The following is an 18,703-nucleotide window of genomic DNA, read 5'->3' as shown; positions in this document are numbered from 1 at the left end:
GGACATCAGCACGCCTCCGCCATCCCGGACACAGCCGGTACCACCGGGTCGAACACGCCCGTGGTGTCGGCGGTGAGCGCCGCGCCGGGGCGGCCGTATTCGCGAGCCGCGTCGCCATGTGTCCCGGTCGCCCTGGGCCAGGCCGGCTCCTGTCCGCGTACGAACCCGACCAGATCACTGTGCGTCAGTGCGGCCAGTTCCCCCGGCGGGTTCGGCCCGAGCGCCTCGGCGACACCGGGTGCGTCGAGCACGTCGAAGAAGAACGGGATGTCGATGCAGTGCGTGGCGCCGCCGAGCACCGGGGAGGTCCATTCGAAGGAATACAGCCAGGTGCCTGCGGTGGCGCCGCGGCGGGAGGCCGCGACGCGCGGGCAGGCGGCGCGGAAGAGCGTGTCCGTCACCCGCGTGCCTGCCCTGCGGGTGCCTTCCGTGGGGGTGGTGGCATCGCCGTCGAACTCGTCGCCCGTCGCGCCGAGCAGCAGGGGTACGGCGTGCCCGTGCTGGGTGAGTCCGTCGACGATGGGCACGGGCAGGATGCCGTCGCCGACGAACAGGCCGAGCGGGGGCAGGTCGTCGCCCTGCTCGTCCCGCAGGTCGATGACGCACCGCTGGATGTCCTCCACCGTGCGGTCCGCGAATCCGGCTCGCGTCGGCGGCACGCCGAGCCGGTGGCCGAGCCGTCCGAGGAAGTCGCGTGCCGCGTCCCCGCCTGCTGCGAAGGTGCCACCGGACAGGCTGACCGCGCGGTGGAAGCGGCCGCTGCCCGCGGGCGACGAGAGCAGCGCGAGGACCGCCGCGCCCCCGGCCGACTGACCGGCGACGGTGACCCGGTCCGGATCGCCGCCGAAAGCGGCGATGTTGTCCTGCACCCAGTCGAGCGCGAGCAGCAGGTCGCGCAACCCGAGGTTCGTGGGGACGTCGTCCAGTACGGCGAATCCGTCGACGCCCAGCCGATAGCCGACGGTGACGCAGAGGACGCCGTCGCGGGCGAAGGCGCGGCCGTCGTACCACGGACTGGCCTGGCTCCCCGCCAGGAAGGCGCCGCCGTGGATCCACACCAGAACCGGGAGGTGTCCGCGGTCGTCGTCGGTGTCAGGAGCGACGATGCCGAGGTTCAGCACGTCGTCGCCCGGCACCGACGGCTCCGGCACTGTGGTCGTGGCGAACAGTGGCACCTGCTGCGCGGTGGCGCCGTGCCGGGAGGCATCGAACGGCTCCGTGAACCGGTCGCGTCGGGCCGGCGCGGCGAACCGCCGTGCACCGGTGGGAGCTTCGGCGTACGGGATGCCGAGGAAGCGCCGAACCGAGCCAGTGCGACGGCCGGTGATCGTGCCCGCTGGAGCGCGTACGGTGACCGTCTCCTGGGGGCACCCCCTCTGGGGGACTTCGGCCGGGAGCACCCTCATCTCGCTCGGCTCGCCGGGCGTGTCGAACGAGTCCATGGGGGTCACCGCATTCCCGTTCCGGCTACGCCCTGCACGAAGTAGCGCTGCAGGAACAGGAAGAGCACCAGCACCGGCAGCATCACGACGATCGCACCGGCGAGCAGCAGGCCGTAGTCGGTGACGTGCGCCGCCGCCTGGCTGGTGGCGGCCAGGCCCACCGGCAGTGTGTAGCTGGACATGCTCTGGGCGACGATGAGCGGCCAGAGGAAGTTGTTCCACGAATAGAGGAACGACATGATCGTGATTGTCGCGACAGCGGGTCCGGCCAGCGGGAGGAAGATCCTGAAGAAGATCCGGAACTCGCCCGCGCCGTCGATCCGGGCCGCTTCGAGCAGTTCGTCGGGGATCGACATCGCGTACTGCCGCATGATGAAGACCGACAACGGCAGTGCCACGCTCGGCAGCGCCACACCGGTGAGGGTGTCCGCCAGGCCCAGGTCGACCGTGATCACGAACTGTGTGACGAACACCGTGGTGAGCGGCATCATCATCGCGCCCATCACCGCGGTGAACGCGATCCGTCTGCCCGCGAAGTCGAGCTTCGCGAGCGCGTAGCCGGCGGCCGACGCCGCAACGATGTTGCCGGCCACCACCATGATCGCGATCACCACGCTGTTGACCAGGAACCGGCCGAAGCCCTCTGTGGCGAACAGCCGCTCGAAGTTGGCGAAGGTGAGGTGCTGAGGGACCCAGGCACCCGGGTCGGAGCGAATCTCGTCGAGGCTGCGCAACGAACCACTGATCACCCAGATGAACGGAAGCAGCGTGAGCAGCGCGCACAGCACCAGCGCGCCGTACAGCAGGGGCGGGGAGACGGACCTGCGGCGCACCGCGATCCGGTCGGTGGTCATGTCGGCTTTCTCCAACACGGCGAGGGCGGTCATGCGCGGGGCCTCAGCAGCCGGAACTGGACTGCGCTCACCAGCATCACGAGCACGAGCATCACGAAGGACGCGGCCGAGGACGTCCCGAACTCGCCGGCCCCGAACTGGTGGTAGGTGTACAGCGCCACCGATTCGGTGGAGCCCAGCGGGCCACCGTTGGTGAGCAGGTACGGCTCGTCGAAGACCTGGAGGTAGAAGACGGTCAGCAGCACCGACACCATGAGGGTGGTGGGCCGCAGCAGCGGCAGGGTGATGTTCCTCAGCTGCCGCCACCGGCCGGCCCCGTCGAGGGAGGCGGCCTCGTACACGTCCTGCGGAATCGCCTGCAGGCCGGCGAGGAACAGCACCATCGCGATGCCGAAGTTGCGCCAGACGCCGAGCAGGATGACCACGGGCATGGTCAGATTCGGGTCGTCCAGCCAGTTCGGCCCGGCGAAGCCGACGGCGCCGAGCACCGTGTTGACGGTGCCGCCCGCGTTGAAGGCGTACTGCCAGATCAGGGCGACCGCCACGATGTTCGTGACGACCGGTGCGAAGAAGACCGTGCGGAACACGCCACGCAGCCGACGGATGCCGGAGTTCAGCACGAGGGCCAGCGCGAATCCGATCCCCATCGTCAGAGGCACACCGACGGCCACGAAGACGGCGGTGTTCAGGATGTCCCGCAGGAAGCTCTGGTCCTGGAACAAGCGGAGATAGTTGTCCAGTCCGGTGAAGTCCACTGCGAACGGATGACGCAGATCCGCGCCCCGCAGGTCAGTGAGGCTGAACCCGAGCGCGGCGACTGCGGGGATCGCCGTGTAGAGCAGGAACACGACGGTGAACGGCGCCAGGAACAGCCAGCCCACAGCCGTTCGACGGGCGCCCCGAGGACGACGCGTTCTGCGCGACGCCCTCGGGAGGACGGTGACGGTCATCGGCGGATCACTCCGTACCCGTGCCGAGGCTCTCGGCGTACGACTGGAGGTTCGCGGCGGCCTTCGCGGCGGTCTCCTCGCCCTTGGCCACGGCCTCCATCTCCTTGCCCAGCCGGGTCGCGACCTGTGGCCAAGTACTGACCTGCGGGAACGCCCGGGTGTTCTTCAGCTGCGTCAAGAAGGCGTCCAGCAGCGGCTGGCCCGCGATGGCGGAGTCCTTCCAGGCGGAGACGACCGCCGGCAGCGAGCTGTACGCCTTGTACTGCGAGACCTGGGTGCTCGGGCTCGATATGTGGCGGATCAGCTTCCACGACGCCTCCGCGTTGTTGCTGCCGGCGAGCACCCCCCAACTGCCACCGGCGGAGAAGGAGGCGCTGCCCGACGCCCCGGCCGGCAGCGGCGCGGTGGCGACGTGGGCCGCCGTCCAGCCGTCCTTCTTCGCGGTGGCGTCGAGCTGACCGATGACCCATGGGCCCGTGATCATCGTGGCGGTCTTGCCGGAGACGAAGTACGGCTGCGAGTCGAGGAACCCGGGCCCGGTGGTGTCGGCGGTCCCCGAGGTGTAGAACGACGCGTTGTACTTGATCGCGTCGACCATCGCCGGCGTGTCGAGCGTCCACTCGCCGCCCGGGGACAGCAGCGAGCCGCCCGCCTGCCAGGCGTACATCGCGGCGTCCTGGCCGTTGAAGATGTCCCAGCCGATGTCGGCCCCGAGGCCGTGCGCGGCTCCGGCGCCCTGAAGCGCCTTGAAGAACGGCACCATCTCGTCCCATGTCTTCGGCGCCTCGACGCCCGCCTTCTTGGCCAGGTCGGAGCGGTAGACGAGCGCGTAGGTGTACGCGTACCAGGGCACCGTGTAGGCGACCTCCTTGACCACACCGGCGTCCCACAGGCTCCTGAAGAAGCTGTCCGGGTCGACCAGGCCGTCCGGAACGGGCTGGAGGATCGACGGATCGAGGAACTGCGCCTGCGACTCTGGGAAGAACTGAGCGATATCGGGCCCCTTGCCCGCCGCGATCGCCGACTGGAGCTTGGTGTAGTAGTCGGCGTTCGGGATCAGCGTGAACTTCACGTCGAGGTCCGGGTTCGCCGTCTTGAAGGGCTTGATGACCTTGTCGAGCACGTCGGCATCGCCCTGGGCGGCCCAGACACTGACGGTGCCTGTGGCCGGGGAGCTGTCGATAGGCTCGGCGACGGCTTTCGCGGTGGTGTCGTCGCTGCGGCCACAGCCCGCCAAGGCGAAGCTGCCGAGGAGGGCTATGCCGCCGGTCAGCCGTAGGGCACCGCGTCTGGAGAGGTTGGACACTCGGGGCTCCTGTCACATGAGGGCGCTGAGGACAGTGATGTGCTTTCTGGTGAAAGCAGCCTTTTCGGCCTGATGGACCCAATGCGGCCGATGGGTCCTATGCGGCCGATAGTGACGGTATGAATGGTGTGTTTCGGCGGCGTACCGGAAGCCGTCCCGGATAATTTCGGAACTTGTAGCGAAATCGATTCGTCACGCTCTGTCGCGACCGTCGTCCGCTCGTTGGACCGACCTCGGCGGGCTCGCCCCCAGGGCCGCCCCCGCCGACCTGCCGCGCGTGCGTCGGCGCCTCGCCCATGGCGACGAGGACGGCTTCCGCACGGCCGCGGTGTGGTCGGCTACCGGTTCGTCACGCTCTTCGTGTCCCCGTCGCGGACACTGCCGATGGCGACACCCCTGGTGTCCTCGGTCCGACCGAGCCCGAGGGCCACACCCCCGCGAACTGGACTCGTGTCCCCGAGGCCCGGGCACCCCTTGTCCGCGATAGCGGCGGCGACCGCTTGTTCACGGGACTGTCGTCCGCCCACCGCAAGGTCGCGGCCTGGTCGGCGACCGTGCTGCTGGCACTTGGCGTGGCAGCGTTCACCGTCTGGGTCGTCGTTGTACTGCGTGCCGCCACGGTGCCGTTCGTCCTGGCTCTGCTGGGCACCGCGTTGCTGCAGCCGCTGATGCCATGGCTGATGAAGCGCGGGGCCTCTCGCGCACTCGCCTCCGGGCTCACCTGTGCCGGCCTGGCCGTGCTGGTGTGCGGCGTGCTCGTCGGCGTCATCCATTCCCTCACGGAGAGCGCCGGGAAGATTGCCGACGGCCTCGCCGAAGCAGGGGACAAACTCGCCCACCGCTTCGGCCCGGTAGGTGACAAGCTGCAGAGCGCAGTCGACGGCATGTCCGACACGGGCGCCAAAGTCGCAAGCTCAGCGGCGTCGGGGCCGGTGTCAGGACTGAGCCTGGCGACGCAGGCCCTCGCGACCCTGGTCCTCGCCCTCGCCCTGGTCTTCCTCTTCCTGCGCGACGGTAACCGCAGCGAAGCATTCGTACGCCACCTGGTCCCCGGCGGCCAGGCCGACACCGCGGTGGCAATCGCACGGCGCGCCGATGCCTCGTTGGCCGGCTACATGCGCGGCACCACACTCATCGCGCTGATCGACGGGCTGCTCGTCTTCGTCGGGCTGGTGATCCTCGGCGTTCCCGGAGCCGCCGGACTGGGCGCCCTCGTCTTCATGGGCGCCTACATCCCCTTCGTGGGTGCGTTCCTGTCCGGCCTGGTGGCCGTACTGGTCGCCCTGGCCCACGAGGGGACATCCACGGCGCTGTGGGCGCTCCTTGTCGTCTTGGTCGTACAGGCCGTGGAGGGCAACCTCCTGCAACCGGCCATCCAGAGCCGCACGGGGTCCCTGCACCCGGCCACCGTGATGCTGTCCGTGGCCGCCGGCGCCAGCATCGCCGGCGTGCTCGGAGCACTCCTGGCTGTCCCACTCTCCGCCGCGGGCGTCGGCGTCGTCGAGGAACTGCGCGCGCGGGCAGGTGCCAGACCCTGCACGGCTGGGTGATCGAGCTGGTCACGGGCGCAAGCGGCACGTCGCTCGGCCTGCTGCTCGCGGTGACGGTCACCGCCGCGGACACCGGCGACCGCGGTGTCGCCCAGGTCCTGCTGCGGCAAGCCGCCGACGGGCACCATCGCCTTGCACTCATCTGGGCCGACGGAGGCTACACCGGCCCCCTCGTCGAGTACTGCCTTGCCACACTGGCCCTGGTCCTCGCAATGCTCTAAAACGCCAAGAACCCCTACCTACATGGCCGCCGACCTCGGCCCGGCTCTCGAATTCCTTGCCTGGCACGGTCCCGATTTCCCTGGCCACGAGCAGGTCGTCGGCCCCCTCGCCGGAGCCGCGTCCCCATCGGTCCTCGATGCCCTCCGCACCGTGACCCTCCTCCTCGGTCACAGCGTCACTCCCGCGACCCGCAGGGCGGGAAACATCACCCATCGCGTCGCGGACCGTGGCCCATCCACCCGGAAGCACCCGGTGAGGGTTGATCGGCAGCCGCCAACTCGCAGGCGAGGACACGCAAATCGAGGGCTCACGTACGGGTTCCCGTGGCCTGACGCCCAGGATTCCTGAAACCCACGCGCCTTGCTATGCGGCAGCGAGCTGGAGGAGTTCTGGAACGCCCTGGGCGTCCTGGTAGTGCTGGAAGCGGGGGAGAAGGACGTCGACAAGTTGCACGCAGCGGGGAGTTCCGATGCGACGGGCCAGGAGCAGTGACTGGGTGGCGGCGGCCGCTGCGGGCTCGGGTTCCTTCAGATCGAGGTAGCTCGCGGCACGGTAGGCGAGAAACACCCCGCGGGTCTTGTCCCGGGCCGGAGGCAGCAGGCCTTCGCCTTCGGTAATCAGCCGGTGGGCGCGGCCGGTGTCGCCGAGGTCCAGGAGGGCCTGGCCGGAGTCCACGGCGAGATCGGCTTTGGACACCCAGGCGCACCAGGCGGGCCGGTCGGCGCCGGCGTCGCCCAGGTGTTTCTCCGCCGCGGCAAGGGCGCGCAGCACAGCTCGCCGTTCGCTCCGGTCGCCCTGTGCGGCGAGGGTGCGGGCGAAGCGTAGCTGGAGCAGGCAGCGAGCGGCGGGGTTCTGGGCGCGGGTCAGGGCGTAGTCGAGGATGTTTGCCGCGGTGGTGTGGTCGCCTCGCCAGGCTGCCTGGTAGGCGAGGTCGCCCAGGAGGCCGGCGCCCATGTCGCGGTCCCCGGCGGCGTGGGCGTTGTGCAGGCCGGCGATCCAGTTCTGGCTGGCGTGGGTGTGGCGTCCCAGGTCGAAGCGGTGCCAGGCGACAGTCTGGGACAGGGAGGCCGCCAGGGTGTGCAGCCGCAGCCCGAGGGCGTGCGTGTAGCGGCCGTGTTCGAGCAGTTCGGTCACCGTGGACAGGTGGGCATCCAGCAGCGTGGCGGTGTGCTGTCGCTGCTCGGTGGCGTGAGTGGCGAGTTCCTGGGTGGTGTTCTCCAGGAAGGCGACGAAGTCCTCGCCGATCGGTTTGCCGTCGCGGGCCTGGGCGAGCGCGCTCGCAGGGCCAGCGGCCCAGTCCGCGGCCAGCGCAGCTAGGGCGGTGCCAGAGATCGTGAAAAAGGTGCGGCGGTCCATCGCTGTTCGCAGGGCCTCTCTCAGGGCGGGCACGGAGCTGTGGGGGCCGAGGGGGACGACCCCGTTGGCGATGAGCGGCAACCAGTTGGGCCAGTCATCGGGGCAGACGATGTCTGCGGGCCAGCCGAGTGCCTCGGCGATGTAGATCTGGGATTCCTCGTTGGGCCGGATGCCTCGCTGCCACTTGCGTACCCGTGCCTCGTCGGTTCCGGATTGCAGGCCACGTCGGGCGGCAGCGTCATGGATGCCGGCCACGAACTCGTCCATCGTCTTGCCGGCCGCGTGACGCGCGGCTACGAGCGGGTGCGGGGTGAGTGCTGCCACAGCTTCAGTCAAGCACTCACTGTTCCCGCACGGTCACTCTTCACGGGGCGGGACCCCCTACGGGACCCCCCTCAACTTGTCGACTGCGTCGAACAATTGAGCCCATTCTTGGGTGTGCAACGAGCTGCGCCGGGCCGGTCTACTACCGCCTGGGGCAGTCGGCCCGCCCCGCCGCAACGCCAGGCAGGAGCCAGCCGTCACAACTCCGTCTTTCAGCGAGGTCATACGTGACAGACGTCCTGGTATTCGCACCGCATCCGGATGACGAGACGCTCGGGTGCGGCGGAAGCATCGCCCATCACACCGCCATGGGCCGCAACGTGCACATCGTGTTTCTGACGTCGGGCGAGCAAGGTGTCCCCAGCACCGCGCCGGAGCACGCGGGGCTGCTGAGGGAGCGCGAAGCCGAGACGGCGGCCGGCAAGTTGGGCGTGGCCTCCGACCACATCCACTTCCTGCGCCTTCCGGACGGCGGCCTCTCCCCGGCGGACCGAAGCCAGTTCCTGAGCGTCCTGGGCATCCTGCGGCAGGCCCGCCCCGAGGTGGTCTACCTCCCCCACGAGGCCGACGCCTCCCACGACCACCAGCAGGCCCACCTCCTGGTGTGGCGCGCGCTGGAGAAGGGCGCCAGCCGCAGCTACCCAGACGCCGGTCCGCGGCACTGGGCCCCCACCGTGCTCGGCTACGAGGTGTGGTCCGCGATCGGCGTCCCGACCTTCTACCAGAGCCTCCAGCCAGCGGAGACCGAGGCCAAGCTGTCCGCGCTCGCCTGCTACTCCACACAGGTCAAGGGAGAAGGCGAGGCGGACTACGCGAGCGAGGGCGGCCTGGCGCTCGCCCGGTTCCGCGGAGCGATGACCAGCGGGGGACACCGCGAAGCCTTCGCAGTGCTCCGGCTCGGAGCCCTGCCGTGGCCGCCCCCGCGCGGTCACCACCCGGCCTGATCCCTTCAGACGACGGCTCACCCAGGTCGCCGTCCCCCTCAGCCCTGCCCGAAACTCCGCAGAGGAGTGCTCAAATGACGACCTCACACCCGCCCGCCGCCGGGGAACGCGATGCTTCGTGGCCTCCGGTCCTCGGAGCCCTGGCGGTCTTCACCTCGCCCGGCCGACTCCAGGACGCTGGGATGGCCGCAGCCGCGGACGACCTGCTGGCGGCCGAACGCTCCCGTACGGCGGTCGAGCACCTCACTCGCCGTCGTCCCGGTCTGACCCTCGACGATGCCTACCGGATCCAGTGGACCAACGTTCAGCAGCGGCTGGCCCACGGCGCCCGCGTCGCCGGGCACAAGGTCGGGCTGACGTCGCTGGCCATGCAGCAGCAGATCGGGGTGGACCAGCCCGACTCCGGCGTCCTGCTCGACGACATGCTCCTGCCCGGCGGCGGCACTCTGAATCTGGACCAGCTCGTGATGCCCCGGGTGGAGGCCGAGATCGCGTTCCGGCTCGGCGCGGACCTGCACGGCCCGGACGTCGAAACGAACACCGCGCGGGCGGCGGTCGGTGAAGTCCTCCTCGCGCTGGAGGTGATCGACACCCGGTACGGCGACTGGCGGATGACGCTCCAGGACAGCGTCGCGGACAACGCGGCTGCGGCCCGGGCGGTGCCTGGACCGGCGATCGCGCTGCACGACGGTCTCGACCTCGGCTCCGAGGAGATCACCGTGAGCGTGAACGGCGAGGTCGTGGTGAGCGCGCCCGGCTCCGCAGTCCTGGGCGGCCCGCTGAACTCCGTGGTGTGGCTGGTCCGTCAGCTCGACCGCTACGGCGCCGGGCTGCGCCGCGGCGACCTCGTCCTGGCGGGGGCCGTGCACGCCAGCCTCCCGCTGCAGCCCGGCAGCCGGATCGAGGCGAGCGCGCCCCGCCTGCCGTCCGTCAGCGTCCGGACCGCGTGACCCGGACGCGTCACCGCACACCCCCTTCCAGAAACGGTGATCATGAACAGCAGCTCATTGAACGTCGCGGTCCTGGGGGCCGGCTGATCGGCCTCGACCTGGTCGAGAAGATCCAGGCATCGCCGTACCTGGACTGCCGCCTGGTCGTCGGCCGCGACCCCAAGGCCCTGGGCCTGCGCCGCGCGGCCGGCCTCGGCTTGACGACCTCGGCGGGCGGAGTGGCGGCGCTCGTCGACGCCGGCCCCTTCGACGGGTTTGCCTCCTCCAGCCGGGCCTTCTCCAGCCTCGCCCCCTCCAGATGAGCCTCAGGTAGCTCCGTCCTCACCAGGTTTGCCCCCTCCAGCCGTGCCCCGGAAAGAATGGCCCTGTGAAGGCTCGCCCCCTCCAGGTCGGCCCTGAACAGCACCGCCTCCTGCAGATATCCACCGACCAATTCGGCCCCTCTCAGGTCGGTGTGAGCCAGGTTGACCAGGAAAGGCTCTGCACGGTCGCGGGGCCGTCGGCCAAGTACGGTCAGCGCCGCCTGAACGGGTTCGGTCGGGCGGCGGTCTCGGTCGACGATGCGTTCGCCGATCAGGCGGTCAAGCCGCCGCGCCTGCCTGGAGTGCTCATCCGGAGCTGTGATCGGTGCGGGCTCATCCGGGCCTGTGACCGGGGCAGGGGCGTGTTCACGGACGAATGCGGCGAGGACTTCGACGATGGTGGCGTGGTCCTTCACCGAGTCGCGCATGATGCGCTCAAGGGCATAGATCCCACCGAGTTGCTCGACCGGCTTGTCGGAGGCGATCTGCCCGATGGCTTTGGTGTACCGGTCGGTGACTTGTCCTTCGCGGTTCTGGTGCAGGGTGCGGTGGGTGTAGACGATGCCGACCGCCGCCAGACCGCCAGCGCCCAGGGCCAGAAGAGAGGTGCGCACGCCCGTGACGGCGGTGGCCTGGGCTGGTTCGAGGCCGGGGAGGTACTTCTCATCCATCCACCAAGGGACTCGCCACAGGGCCACACCGAACGCGCCGACTACCAGGAGCACCGCCAGGATGCCCCACACCCACGTCCACGACTTCAGCGATCTGGTGCTCATGCCTTCCAGCACAACTTGCGCTTCTCACCCAAGCTGTGCACCTCGGCTGGCGGTCACACACAGATCACCCGGACGCTACGCCTGGCAATGACCGCAGGAGCTGACCAGCAGCAAATCTCCACCGTGCACCCTAGGCCGCAGACAGGGGGGCCGTCGGGGGTGTTGCGGTAGGGGCCGCGTACTCGTAGCCGAGCCGGGTGTAGAGGTCCTGGCCGCGCTGGTTGGAGGGCAGGGCGAGAAGGGAGGACCAGCGCGGGTTGATGGCGCGCAGCAGCTCGGTGTGCAGGCGGTTGCCGATGCCGCGCGACTGCCAGGGTGGGCGTACGGCGAGTTCACACAGTCCCATCAGCCGTTGCACACGGTGCGAGTCCGGACCGGACCCACACAACTCATGCGGCGGCCGCCCCGGGAGCCACCTCAGGTGCTGTTGTGTGGGCCGCGACCGCTCAGGGTTTCCCGGAACTCCCGCACAACCCTCCTGCCACTTCAGCAGTCTCCTGTTCGGCACATCCTTGCCAGCCGGAGAATCCGGTCCGGCCCGTGTCTGCTGCGGACGCCGGCCCTCCCCACCCCCGCCACGGAGTCCCTCACCTTGCGCAAGCGCACGCTCTCCCTGACCGTCCTGACCACCGCTCTCCTGACAGCCGTTCCGGCCCTCCCCGCGCTCCCCGCCACCGCCGCCCCTGCCAAGCACGCCGACGACTTCAACGGCGACGGCTGGCGCGACCTCGCCATGGGCGACCGTGGCGCCACGATCGACGGCAAGAAGCGGGCGGGCGCTGTCATCGTCATCTGGGGCACGGCCAAGGGACTCGACCCGGCCCGACGCACGGTCGTCTCACAGAACAGCCCCGGCATTCCGGGCGCAGCGGAGGCGTCGGACCGCTTCGGCACCACGATCACCACGGCGGATCTGAACTCGGACGGGTACGCGGACGTCCTGGCGACGGCTCCCGGCGAGAACGGCGGCCGGTACGACGGCACGTTCACCGTCCTGTGGGGCTCGAAGTCCGGCCTGACCAAGGGCAGTTCCCACCACAACCCGCAGTACCGCGACCGCGGCTTCGCATCCGACCTGGCCGTCGGCGACTTCGACAAGGACGGCAAGCAGGACGTCGTCGCTGTCGACGGCAAGAACATCTGGTACCTCCGGGGCCCGTTCACCGAGTCCGGCAAGCGAGGCAAGGCGACCAACCTCGACCCGACCAACGGCGACCACATCGAGTCCTACGCCGTGGTGTCCGGGAACATCACCAAGGACGGAACAGCCGACTTCGCCGTACTCGGCTGGGACTGGGACGCCCACGGCCTCGGCAAGGAGGGCAACGGCGTCTGGTTCTACAAGGGCGGCCCCGACGCCCCGAAGCGAACCAAGAGGATGCCCCTGCCCGACGGTGCCGACCTGACGGAGGCGAGCGCCACCATCGCCGACTTCGACCGGAACGGCTACGGCGACCTCGCGCTCGGCAGCCGCCGCTCGGGCAAGGGCGGCGGGGTGTACGTCTTCCCCGGCACCTCCACCGGCCCCGGCCGCTCACCTCGACGAATCACCCAGGCGACGCCCGGAGTGCCCGGCTCTCCGGAATCCTCCGACACCTTCGGCAGCGACGTGTCGGCAGGCGACACCGACGGCGACGGCTACCCCGATCTCGCGATCGGAGCCCCGGGCGAGGCCATCGGCGACAGCCTCTTCCGCACGGGCGCTGTCACGGTCCTGCGCGGCGGCAAGTCGGGCCTCACCGGCAAGAACGCGCGCCTGTACGACTACGCCACGGCCGGTGTCGAGGGCGAGCCCGACGAGCGCAACGACGCCTGGCTCGGGAAGTCGCTCCTCCTGCGGGACTTCACCCGGGACGGCCGGGCCGAACTCATCGCCGCCGCCCCCGAAGCGGGCCGTCTGCACATCCTCCCTGGCACCTCCTCGGGCCCCACAGGCAAGGGCTCCCTCCTCCTCGACGCCAACAACCTGAACCTCGCCTCCCTCGCAAACTTCTGGGCCGAACTGCCCGACTAAAAGAGTGAGAACGAGTTTCTGACAGTCGATCCGGCTTCCGGTGCCGCTTTCGTCGACCCCTGTTGATCTTGCTTCGAGAAGATACTCGTTGCTGACAGTGACGCGGTGCGTGGCCTTGTCGAACCTGGCCCGAGGAGTGCGTGATGGACTTCCGGCCGTCCGTCTGAATTGCACAGTGTCGACTGTCAGTGCTCGCCGCGACACTCTGAGCGAGTAGTCGTTCAGAGGGGGGCGGATGGCGTTCCGGGCTGTGCACGCCGAGTGGGGCACCGTGTTCTCGCACCTGCCGGATCTCGGGTGCGGGCACGCGTGGGAGGCGGTGTGGAAGGTCCGGCCGCCCGCACAGATCGCGTGTGTGGAGTGCTGGCACCCGATGTATGCCAAGACCTCCGAGCGGGGCCTTAAGTTCTTCGCCCACGCTCCGCACGCCCCGGACTGCGAGATCGCCCGCCAGGGCGAGTCCGAGGCTCACCACCTCCTCAAGCTCGAGCTCGCCAGCGCCGCCCGGGACGCAGGCGCCGACGCCGAGCTGGAGGTGAGAGCGCCGGACGGCTCCTGGCGGGCGGACGTGCTGGCCAGTGACCCGGCTGGGCGGTGGCAGATGGCGCTGGAGGCCCAGCTGTCCCCGATCACCGTCGCGGACATCGCCGCCCGCACCGAGCGGATGCGCGAGCACGGCGTGACCTGCTGCTGGTTCAGTGACCGGGCCCGCCCGCCCTGGCTGGGCAGTGTCCCGTCCTTGCGGCTGACCACCACCGGCGGCGGCCTGGTCGTCGCCGACATGACCTCTGTTACCTGCTGCCCACATTTCCATGACTCTCAGATGCAACGCCCACTTATGTCTACGCGTAGTCGCGTTGACGCAGTGACAGGCTGCACACGCCCTGCAGGAGTTGGAGAACGCTGCCGCTCCGCCACGGTGCGCCACCCTGGCCGGGGTTGGGGCCGTCACCCGAACGTGAGTAACAGCAGGTCGGCACCCGAGAGCCACGTTCGGCATCAGATGGCTTCGAGGTCTCCTGCCAACTTCTCGTCGATGCCGCGCAGCAGGGCATGCATGTTCAGCAGCGCGGGCAGCAGGTACTCCTTCCGGAAGGAGCGGTAGGACGCCGCATGGCATACCGCGTGACGGTTGTGCTGGTCTCGTACGAGACCGCTGTTCCGGAAGGTCTCGGCCATCGGCCGGATCACCAAGTGTGCGCTCAGCTCGAAGATGCCGACACGTCGTTCGGGCATAGGAACGTGCCTGAGGATGAACTGCAGGGTCCTGTTCGGACCGTTCATCCCCTGGATCGGCTGGTTGTTGTGGTCGCGGACACCCCTGAATTCCTGGTGGTACCAGCGGATCCCGTGCTGCTCCGTGGCGGAGTACAGCACGTTCGTGGCCACGGCCAGAGCACCTTCCCACAAGCCGGCCCGTGCACATTCGATGGCCCGGGAACCGAGCTGCACGAGGTCGTTCAGCGGTTCCTGGGTGACCTCCTGCAGTCCCACGCTCAGTTCGTCGAGCAGTTCGTCCATGTGCCGGAGGAGGTAGGCGTACCGCCCGTGGCGATCCGGCTCTGCGAGAAGCGCTCGCAAGTGCCTGGTGCTCGGGGCCCACATCAAGCCGATCCCGTCCTCGGCCGCGATGCCAATGAGCTGCTCCCACTCGGCATCCGAAAGCCTTGAAGATTGACCGGCAGCAGCAGATCCGCCAGCTTCTCGGCCTGCTGCGGAAGCCTAGGGGCCAGGGGCGCCTTGACACGGTCGAACAGGTCGGAGAACAGACTGTCGATCACGTTGGTCTTCGGTTGGAAACCGAAGGCGAACGTGCTGGCCCCGGCAGATTTCGCCATGCCGCCGTCCAGGGGGTGGACGAAAGCCGGGCAGCGAACTTGCTGAGACCGAAGGGATCGGCTCCCAGAACTTCACTGAAGATCCACTTGCGAGCCGACGCTGGGGCGGCGTACTTAGGTACGCCGAAGGGGTCGGGCCCGGGGATTGAGCGGAGGAACCCCCCGTCCGCCGGCGCGCCCCGACCGGCTGTGGACGTCACATGCTTGCCGTACGCCACCGCACCGGCCGGATAGTTCGCTTTCAGGGTGCCGAGGACGCCGAGGCTTGAGTTCAGCTGCTTCAGAGTGTCCGTGATCCCTGACTGCCTGATGATCGTTTCAGCGAGGCTCTCATGCCCCGGAAACAGCCCCAGCTCGCCGTACACGGACCATGCATTCGACGGCTTTCGCTTCTCACCCGTGTCCCCATGGTCCCGGAGGCCACTGACAATGGACCGGGGAGCGCGACAAGCCCAGGAGGGGTCTCGCTGCGAGGACTCGATTCCCCTGTGGGCGATGCGGTGGCGGATGCCGCGCTGGCGCAACCTCGCGGGCGCACCTTCTGGTGCTGCCGTACATCCTCGCTCGGGCCGCGACCGGCAGTCAGGCCGGGGGCGGACCGGGCCGCGGCCGGTACTCGGCACCTCGGTGCAGGGTGACTGCCGACGGCCCGCCACGGTGGTCATGGACGGAGCGCGGGCCCGGTCAGAACACGTCGGTGGTCCACAGGAGGTGCATATCCCATGCGATGTCCAGGGATTCCTTCGCTCCCTGATACCACGCACGTTGCGCGGTGTCGTCCGGCACGGTGTGAAGGGCCGCGAGCACATCGGCCGGCATCCATGCTCCACCCCAGTGGCCCAGCCAAGTCCCAGGCGCCTCGGCGGGTTCCGGGGTTCGCGGTATGGCGTAGCCCTCGCTCCGGAGAATCTCCAGAGCGGTATCCCGTTGATTCCTCATCAGATGCTGCCGAGAGAAGATCCCGTAGGCATCCATACTGATTCTGCTCCCGTTCAGGTAGGCCTCCCATGCCGCCTCCGCCGTGGGCTGATCGCGCCAATCGACCACGGGGATCTCCACGGAGGGCCGCGCCGCCCACGGGCCGCCGGTACTCGCGCGCACCTCCTGCGGTGCGGATCCCACCACGACGAATGCGAGCTCGTGGCACGGGACAGGGAGCTCGGTACTCTGTCCCGTCCCGCTGTCCCAGCTGGTCGTCATTCCCGCCGCGATCCGGACGATGTACTCGCCATCGTCAAGCCCCTCATGCGCTTCGAACAGAGCGCCCTCGAGCATCTCGGCCGGCACGCCGTCCCCGTTGAAGAATTTCCGGATCGGAGGGCCCCCGTCGCAGAAACGATCTCGAAGTCGTAGTTGCCCGGGCTGCCCAGGTCGCGGCCGAGTGCGTAGGACGAAACCCGACAGGCAATACCGTCTTTCACCACGTACGTCTTCCGGGCCAGACCGCAGGTGATGAACTTGCGACCCTCAGACGTAGGAACTCTCACCTCCAAGCGCGTCTGCATCAGGTGCAGGCCGTCCTGAGACACCGTCTCCACCCAGTCGGTGTGAATCCACCCGTTGGTGATGCTGCTCTCCCTGCCGTTCGGTGCGAGTGGATTCGATGCCCGACCGCGGGCAGGGCCCGATGCCGCCCGGCCCGGAGGTGGGCGATCACGGCGTGCCGGACGTCGGTCTCCGGGGTGAGGGACAACGCGACGGTGGCCTTGCCGCTGCTCAAGGCACATCTACGGGCTCGTAGAGCACGTCGGTTCTGAGTATTGTTTTCGTACCCTCAAGAAGCGGGGCCGAGTCGTGAAGCGTCCGATGCCAGAAGAGGAGCGCATCGCCCGGTTCGGGGTGGTGGGCACTCAATATGTCCTCAGGCTTCGCGAGCCGCGGCCAGTCAGAGAAGTCACGTTGCGCAAAGGGAAGATCGTTCTGCTTATCGGCGATGAACCGCGTTTCTCCGCCCACGGCCTCATACGACAGGTAGACGACGACCGTCAGGAGAGTGCGTCTTCCGTCGGGGGCGCAATAGGGCGAATCGTAGTGCGGGACAATGAATCCGCCGCGTTTGTACCTGATGAAGCGCATACGCGGATTGACGGCCGCCGGCCTCCAGGGCCTTCCGTCCGAATCCGTCGGATCGTCCGATCCCACTTCAAGCGATAGAAGCGTCCGCAGCCTTCGGTAGAATTCTGCCGCCAGGGATGTGGATTCGGCCGTGGCGCGGAGATGAGCGACCGGATCTCCCTCTGCATAGTTGGCGGCAATGCCGTCTCGGCCCACCGGGGCAAAGCACTGGGCGGCCAGTTCGGTCGCGAATGCCTCCACTTCGGCCGGAGTGAGAAAATGGCGAATCACCTTGGCGCTGACCTTTGGGATCTCCGATTCGATCGGGGTCCATGAGTCATCGGCAGATATTCGGCTCAGCGCTTCTTCGGAGAGCTCAAAGGGATTTACCGGCATTTCGAACATGATCACTTCTCCGTACTGAGGCCGTCGTCGATCCCAACGGGGCCGTGGGCCCAACAGCCCGGAACGGCCGCGGGCAGCGCAGTGAGGTGGACGGCGGGACCGCGGGCCACGTACTTGTGCGCTTCGAGTCCGTGGAGGGACTCGAAGCCCCTGGAGTCAATGCCTGCAGGAAGCGGGGACCACTGGGCGGTTATCGTCATGATGACGATATTAGGTCGGGGTGAGCCCACAAAGCAAGCAGGACGTACAACTCAGACCCGCAGGGCAGACTGTCGCTCATGACAGAAGCCGGGCTCGACGCCGCCGCCCGCTCCCTGCGGGCCTGGCTCAATCGACAGCGGTTCAGTGACCTGACTACCGCCGAGGTGACCGCCTTCTTCACCGATTCGGTGGCCGACTGGGCGACCGACCAGGGATATGACGTCCAGCGGGAGGTAAAGCTGCCCACCGCCACTCGGCAGAACCGGACCGCGCGCCTCGACCTGCAACTGCGGCACCGTTCGGGTAAGGGACGGCTGATCAGCATCGAGGTGGATCGAGGTACGAAGGAGTGGTCCCTCGAAAAGCTCGTCCAGGCAGCCGAGCTCGGCCACCTGGCGCTGTGGCTTCGGTGGAGCCGCACCCCCGTCATTCTGCCGATTCCGCCCACGGTCCGGCTCATCCGGGCTCAGGTGTCCAGGCGCACCACTCTCACGCGGGCGAAACTCCACTCGCTCCGGCCTGACAACTGCGGGTAGCAGGCTCGTTCGCACCCGGCGGCGCTATAGGTGTTGAGGCAGACCCGGCCCCCCGTCAGGGGCACAGGGACCCTCCAGCAAGCCTCGGCGCTGTCGAAACTCGTACAGATTCCGGTCGGCCCTCGACCGCTTACCGCCCCGTGCTGCGGGGCGACGCCGGTCTACGGCGCGATCAGCTCGCTCAAGCCGTCCTCACTGCTGAAGGACACGGGGGCGCGATCAAACGGACGGTGGCAGCCGCCGACCGGTTCAGCCTGCTGGTCCGGACGGTGGCAGCCGCCGACCGGTTCAGCCTGCTGGTGTCCAGCGGGGGACTGCCTCATCTGATCGGATGACGGTCAGGTGCGAGACGGTCCGCGCCCGCGCGTTCGCGCCTTGCGCACCCGCTCGGCCCAGCCGACCGCATTCCACCGCTTCGCCGACGAAACAGCCGGACGCACCCCGGCGCCGGGCCTCTCTCAACCTGAGAGTGGACCCGGCGCCGGCCTCGTACTGCACGAGGCAGCGTTCAGCGACGGACGTGGATACGGACCTGGACCGTCCGCCCGTGGCGGCCGCCGCGGCTCCGAGTCCGATCACAGGGGCTAGTGCCGCATCAGGCAACGTTCGCCCTGTCGACCACTGCTCGTAGCCGTTGATCGTCGGCGTGACGGTTTCGCCAGATGATGTAGCGGCGGA

The 18,703-nt window shown here is 68.7% G+C and carries 18 protein-coding genes and 1 pseudogene; 7 read left to right on the top strand and 12 right to left on the bottom strand.

Translation table 11 applies throughout. The features are described 5' to 3' along the window. Nucleotides 1–5: 5 nt before the first annotated feature. From ACWCRJ_RS42785 to ACWCRJ_RS42770, 4 genes are read right to left on the bottom strand one after another with little or no spacing between them, the layout of a single operon-like run. Nucleotides 6–1,442: a carboxylesterase family protein gene (locus ACWCRJ_RS42785; protein WP_450944392.1), complete on the bottom strand. Its 1,437-nt coding sequence runs from the start codon at nt 1,440–1,442 to the stop codon at nt 6–8. Nucleotides 1,443–1,447: 5 nt separating this feature from the next. Further along, nucleotides 1,448–2,329, bottom strand: a complete 882-nt coding sequence (locus tag ACWCRJ_RS42780) for a carbohydrate ABC transporter permease (protein WP_450944391.1) — start codon at nt 2,327–2,329, stop codon at nt 1,448–1,450. Then, on the bottom strand, nt 2,326–3,246 hold the full coding sequence (locus ACWCRJ_RS42775; RefSeq protein WP_450944390.1) for a carbohydrate ABC transporter permease: 921 nt from the start codon (nt 3,244–3,246) through the stop codon (nt 2,326–2,328). The genes ACWCRJ_RS42780 and ACWCRJ_RS42775 overlap by 4 nt, the downstream gene beginning before the upstream one ends. A 7-nt stretch (nt 3,247–3,253) precedes the next feature. Next, complete coding sequence (locus ACWCRJ_RS42770) at nt 3,254–4,552, bottom strand: extracellular solute-binding protein (RefSeq protein WP_450944389.1); 1,299 nt, start codon at nt 4,550–4,552, stop codon at nt 3,254–3,256. Nucleotides 4,553–5,052: 500 nt separating this feature from the next. Between ACWCRJ_RS42770 and ACWCRJ_RS42765 the strand changes: the two genes are divergently transcribed. Further along, nucleotides 5,053–6,102, top strand: coding sequence for an AI-2E family transporter (locus ACWCRJ_RS42765; protein ID WP_450944388.1), 1,050 nt, complete (start codon nt 5,053–5,055; stop codon nt 6,100–6,102). Next, complete coding sequence (locus tag ACWCRJ_RS42760; RefSeq protein WP_450944387.1) at nt 6,099–6,323, top strand: hypothetical protein; 225 nt, start codon at nt 6,099–6,101, stop codon at nt 6,321–6,323. The genes ACWCRJ_RS42765 and ACWCRJ_RS42760 overlap by 4 nt, the downstream gene beginning before the upstream one ends. A gap of 364 nt (nt 6,324–6,687) precedes the next feature. Here the strand turns inward: ACWCRJ_RS42760 and ACWCRJ_RS42755 are convergent, their stop codons facing one another. Continuing rightward, the gene (locus ACWCRJ_RS42755) at nt 6,688–8,016 is read right to left on the bottom strand and encodes an XRE family transcriptional regulator (protein WP_450944386.1); all 1,329 of its coding nucleotides are present in this window, start codon (nt 8,014–8,016) and stop codon (nt 6,688–6,690) included. On the opposite strand from ACWCRJ_RS42755, the gene ACWCRJ_RS42750 reads away from it, so the two are divergent. Both ACWCRJ_RS42750 and ACWCRJ_RS42745 read left to right on the top strand, forming a co-directional pair. Next, complete coding sequence (locus tag ACWCRJ_RS42750) at nt 7,995–8,948, top strand: PIG-L deacetylase family protein (RefSeq protein WP_450944385.1); 954 nt, start codon at nt 7,995–7,997, stop codon at nt 8,946–8,948. The genes ACWCRJ_RS42755 and ACWCRJ_RS42750 overlap by 22 nt on opposite strands. 74 nt (nt 8,949–9,022) lie before the next feature. Then, complete coding sequence (locus tag ACWCRJ_RS42745; protein ID WP_450944384.1) at nt 9,023–9,898, top strand: 2-keto-4-pentenoate hydratase; 876 nt, start codon at nt 9,023–9,025, stop codon at nt 9,896–9,898. A 40-nt stretch (nt 9,899–9,938) separates the two neighbouring features. On the opposite strand, the gene ACWCRJ_RS42740 is transcribed toward ACWCRJ_RS42745, so the two are convergent. Then, on the bottom strand, nt 9,939–10,976 hold the full coding sequence (locus ACWCRJ_RS42740) for a pentapeptide repeat-containing protein (protein WP_450944383.1): 1,038 nt from the start codon (nt 10,974–10,976) through the stop codon (nt 9,939–9,941). Nucleotides 10,977–11,106: 130 nt separating this feature from the next. Then, nucleotides 11,107–11,322, bottom strand: a complete 216-nt coding sequence (locus ACWCRJ_RS42735; RefSeq protein ID WP_450944382.1) for a GNAT family N-acetyltransferase — start codon at nt 11,320–11,322, stop codon at nt 11,107–11,109. Nucleotides 11,323–11,568: 246 nt separating this feature from the next. Here ACWCRJ_RS42735 and ACWCRJ_RS42730 point away from each other — a divergent pair, with 246 nt between their 5' ends. Then, complete coding sequence (locus ACWCRJ_RS42730) at nt 11,569–12,990, top strand: FG-GAP-like repeat-containing protein (protein ID WP_450944381.1); 1,422 nt, start codon at nt 11,569–11,571, stop codon at nt 12,988–12,990. Nucleotides 12,991–13,225: 235 nt separating this feature from the next. After that, on the top strand, nt 13,226–14,095 hold the full coding sequence (locus tag ACWCRJ_RS42725) for a competence protein CoiA family protein (protein WP_450944380.1): 870 nt from the start codon (nt 13,226–13,228) through the stop codon (nt 14,093–14,095). On the opposite strand, the gene ACWCRJ_RS42720 is transcribed toward ACWCRJ_RS42725, so the two are convergent. From ACWCRJ_RS42720 to ACWCRJ_RS42705, 4 genes are all read right to left on the bottom strand, one after another. Beyond that, nucleotides 13,990–14,511, bottom strand: a complete 522-nt coding sequence (locus ACWCRJ_RS42720) for a hypothetical protein (RefSeq protein WP_450944379.1) — start codon at nt 14,509–14,511, stop codon at nt 13,990–13,992. The two genes, ACWCRJ_RS42725 and ACWCRJ_RS42720, sit on opposite strands and share 106 nt — an antisense overlap. Nucleotides 14,512–14,594: 83 nt before the next feature. Next, complete coding sequence (locus tag ACWCRJ_RS42715) at nt 14,595–14,828, bottom strand: hypothetical protein (RefSeq protein WP_450944378.1); 234 nt, start codon at nt 14,826–14,828, stop codon at nt 14,595–14,597. Nucleotides 14,829–15,512: 684 nt separating this feature from the next. Further along, entirely contained in the window at nt 15,513–16,115 is a 603-nt protein-coding gene (locus ACWCRJ_RS42710) for a hypothetical protein (protein ID WP_450944377.1), read from the bottom strand. A gap of 429 nt (nt 16,116–16,544) precedes the next feature. After that, complete coding sequence (locus tag ACWCRJ_RS42705) at nt 16,545–17,288, bottom strand: 2OG-Fe(II) oxygenase (RefSeq protein WP_450944405.1); 744 nt, start codon at nt 17,286–17,288, stop codon at nt 16,545–16,547. Between the two features lie 278 nt (nt 17,289–17,566). Between ACWCRJ_RS42705 and ACWCRJ_RS42700 the strand changes: the two genes are divergently transcribed. Then, on the top strand, nt 17,567–18,025 hold the full coding sequence (locus ACWCRJ_RS42700) for a hypothetical protein (RefSeq protein ID WP_450944376.1): 459 nt from the start codon (nt 17,567–17,569) through the stop codon (nt 18,023–18,025). 595 nt (nt 18,026–18,620) lie between these two features. On the opposite strand, the pseudogene ACWCRJ_RS42695 reads toward ACWCRJ_RS42700, so the two are convergent. Beyond that, nucleotides 18,621–18,703: pseudogene (locus tag ACWCRJ_RS42695) on the bottom strand (transposase); the annotation flags it as partial.

The organism is Streptomyces sp. NPDC002324 (assembly GCF_053593335.1).
This window is presented reverse-complemented; position numbering and strand designations above follow the sequence as displayed.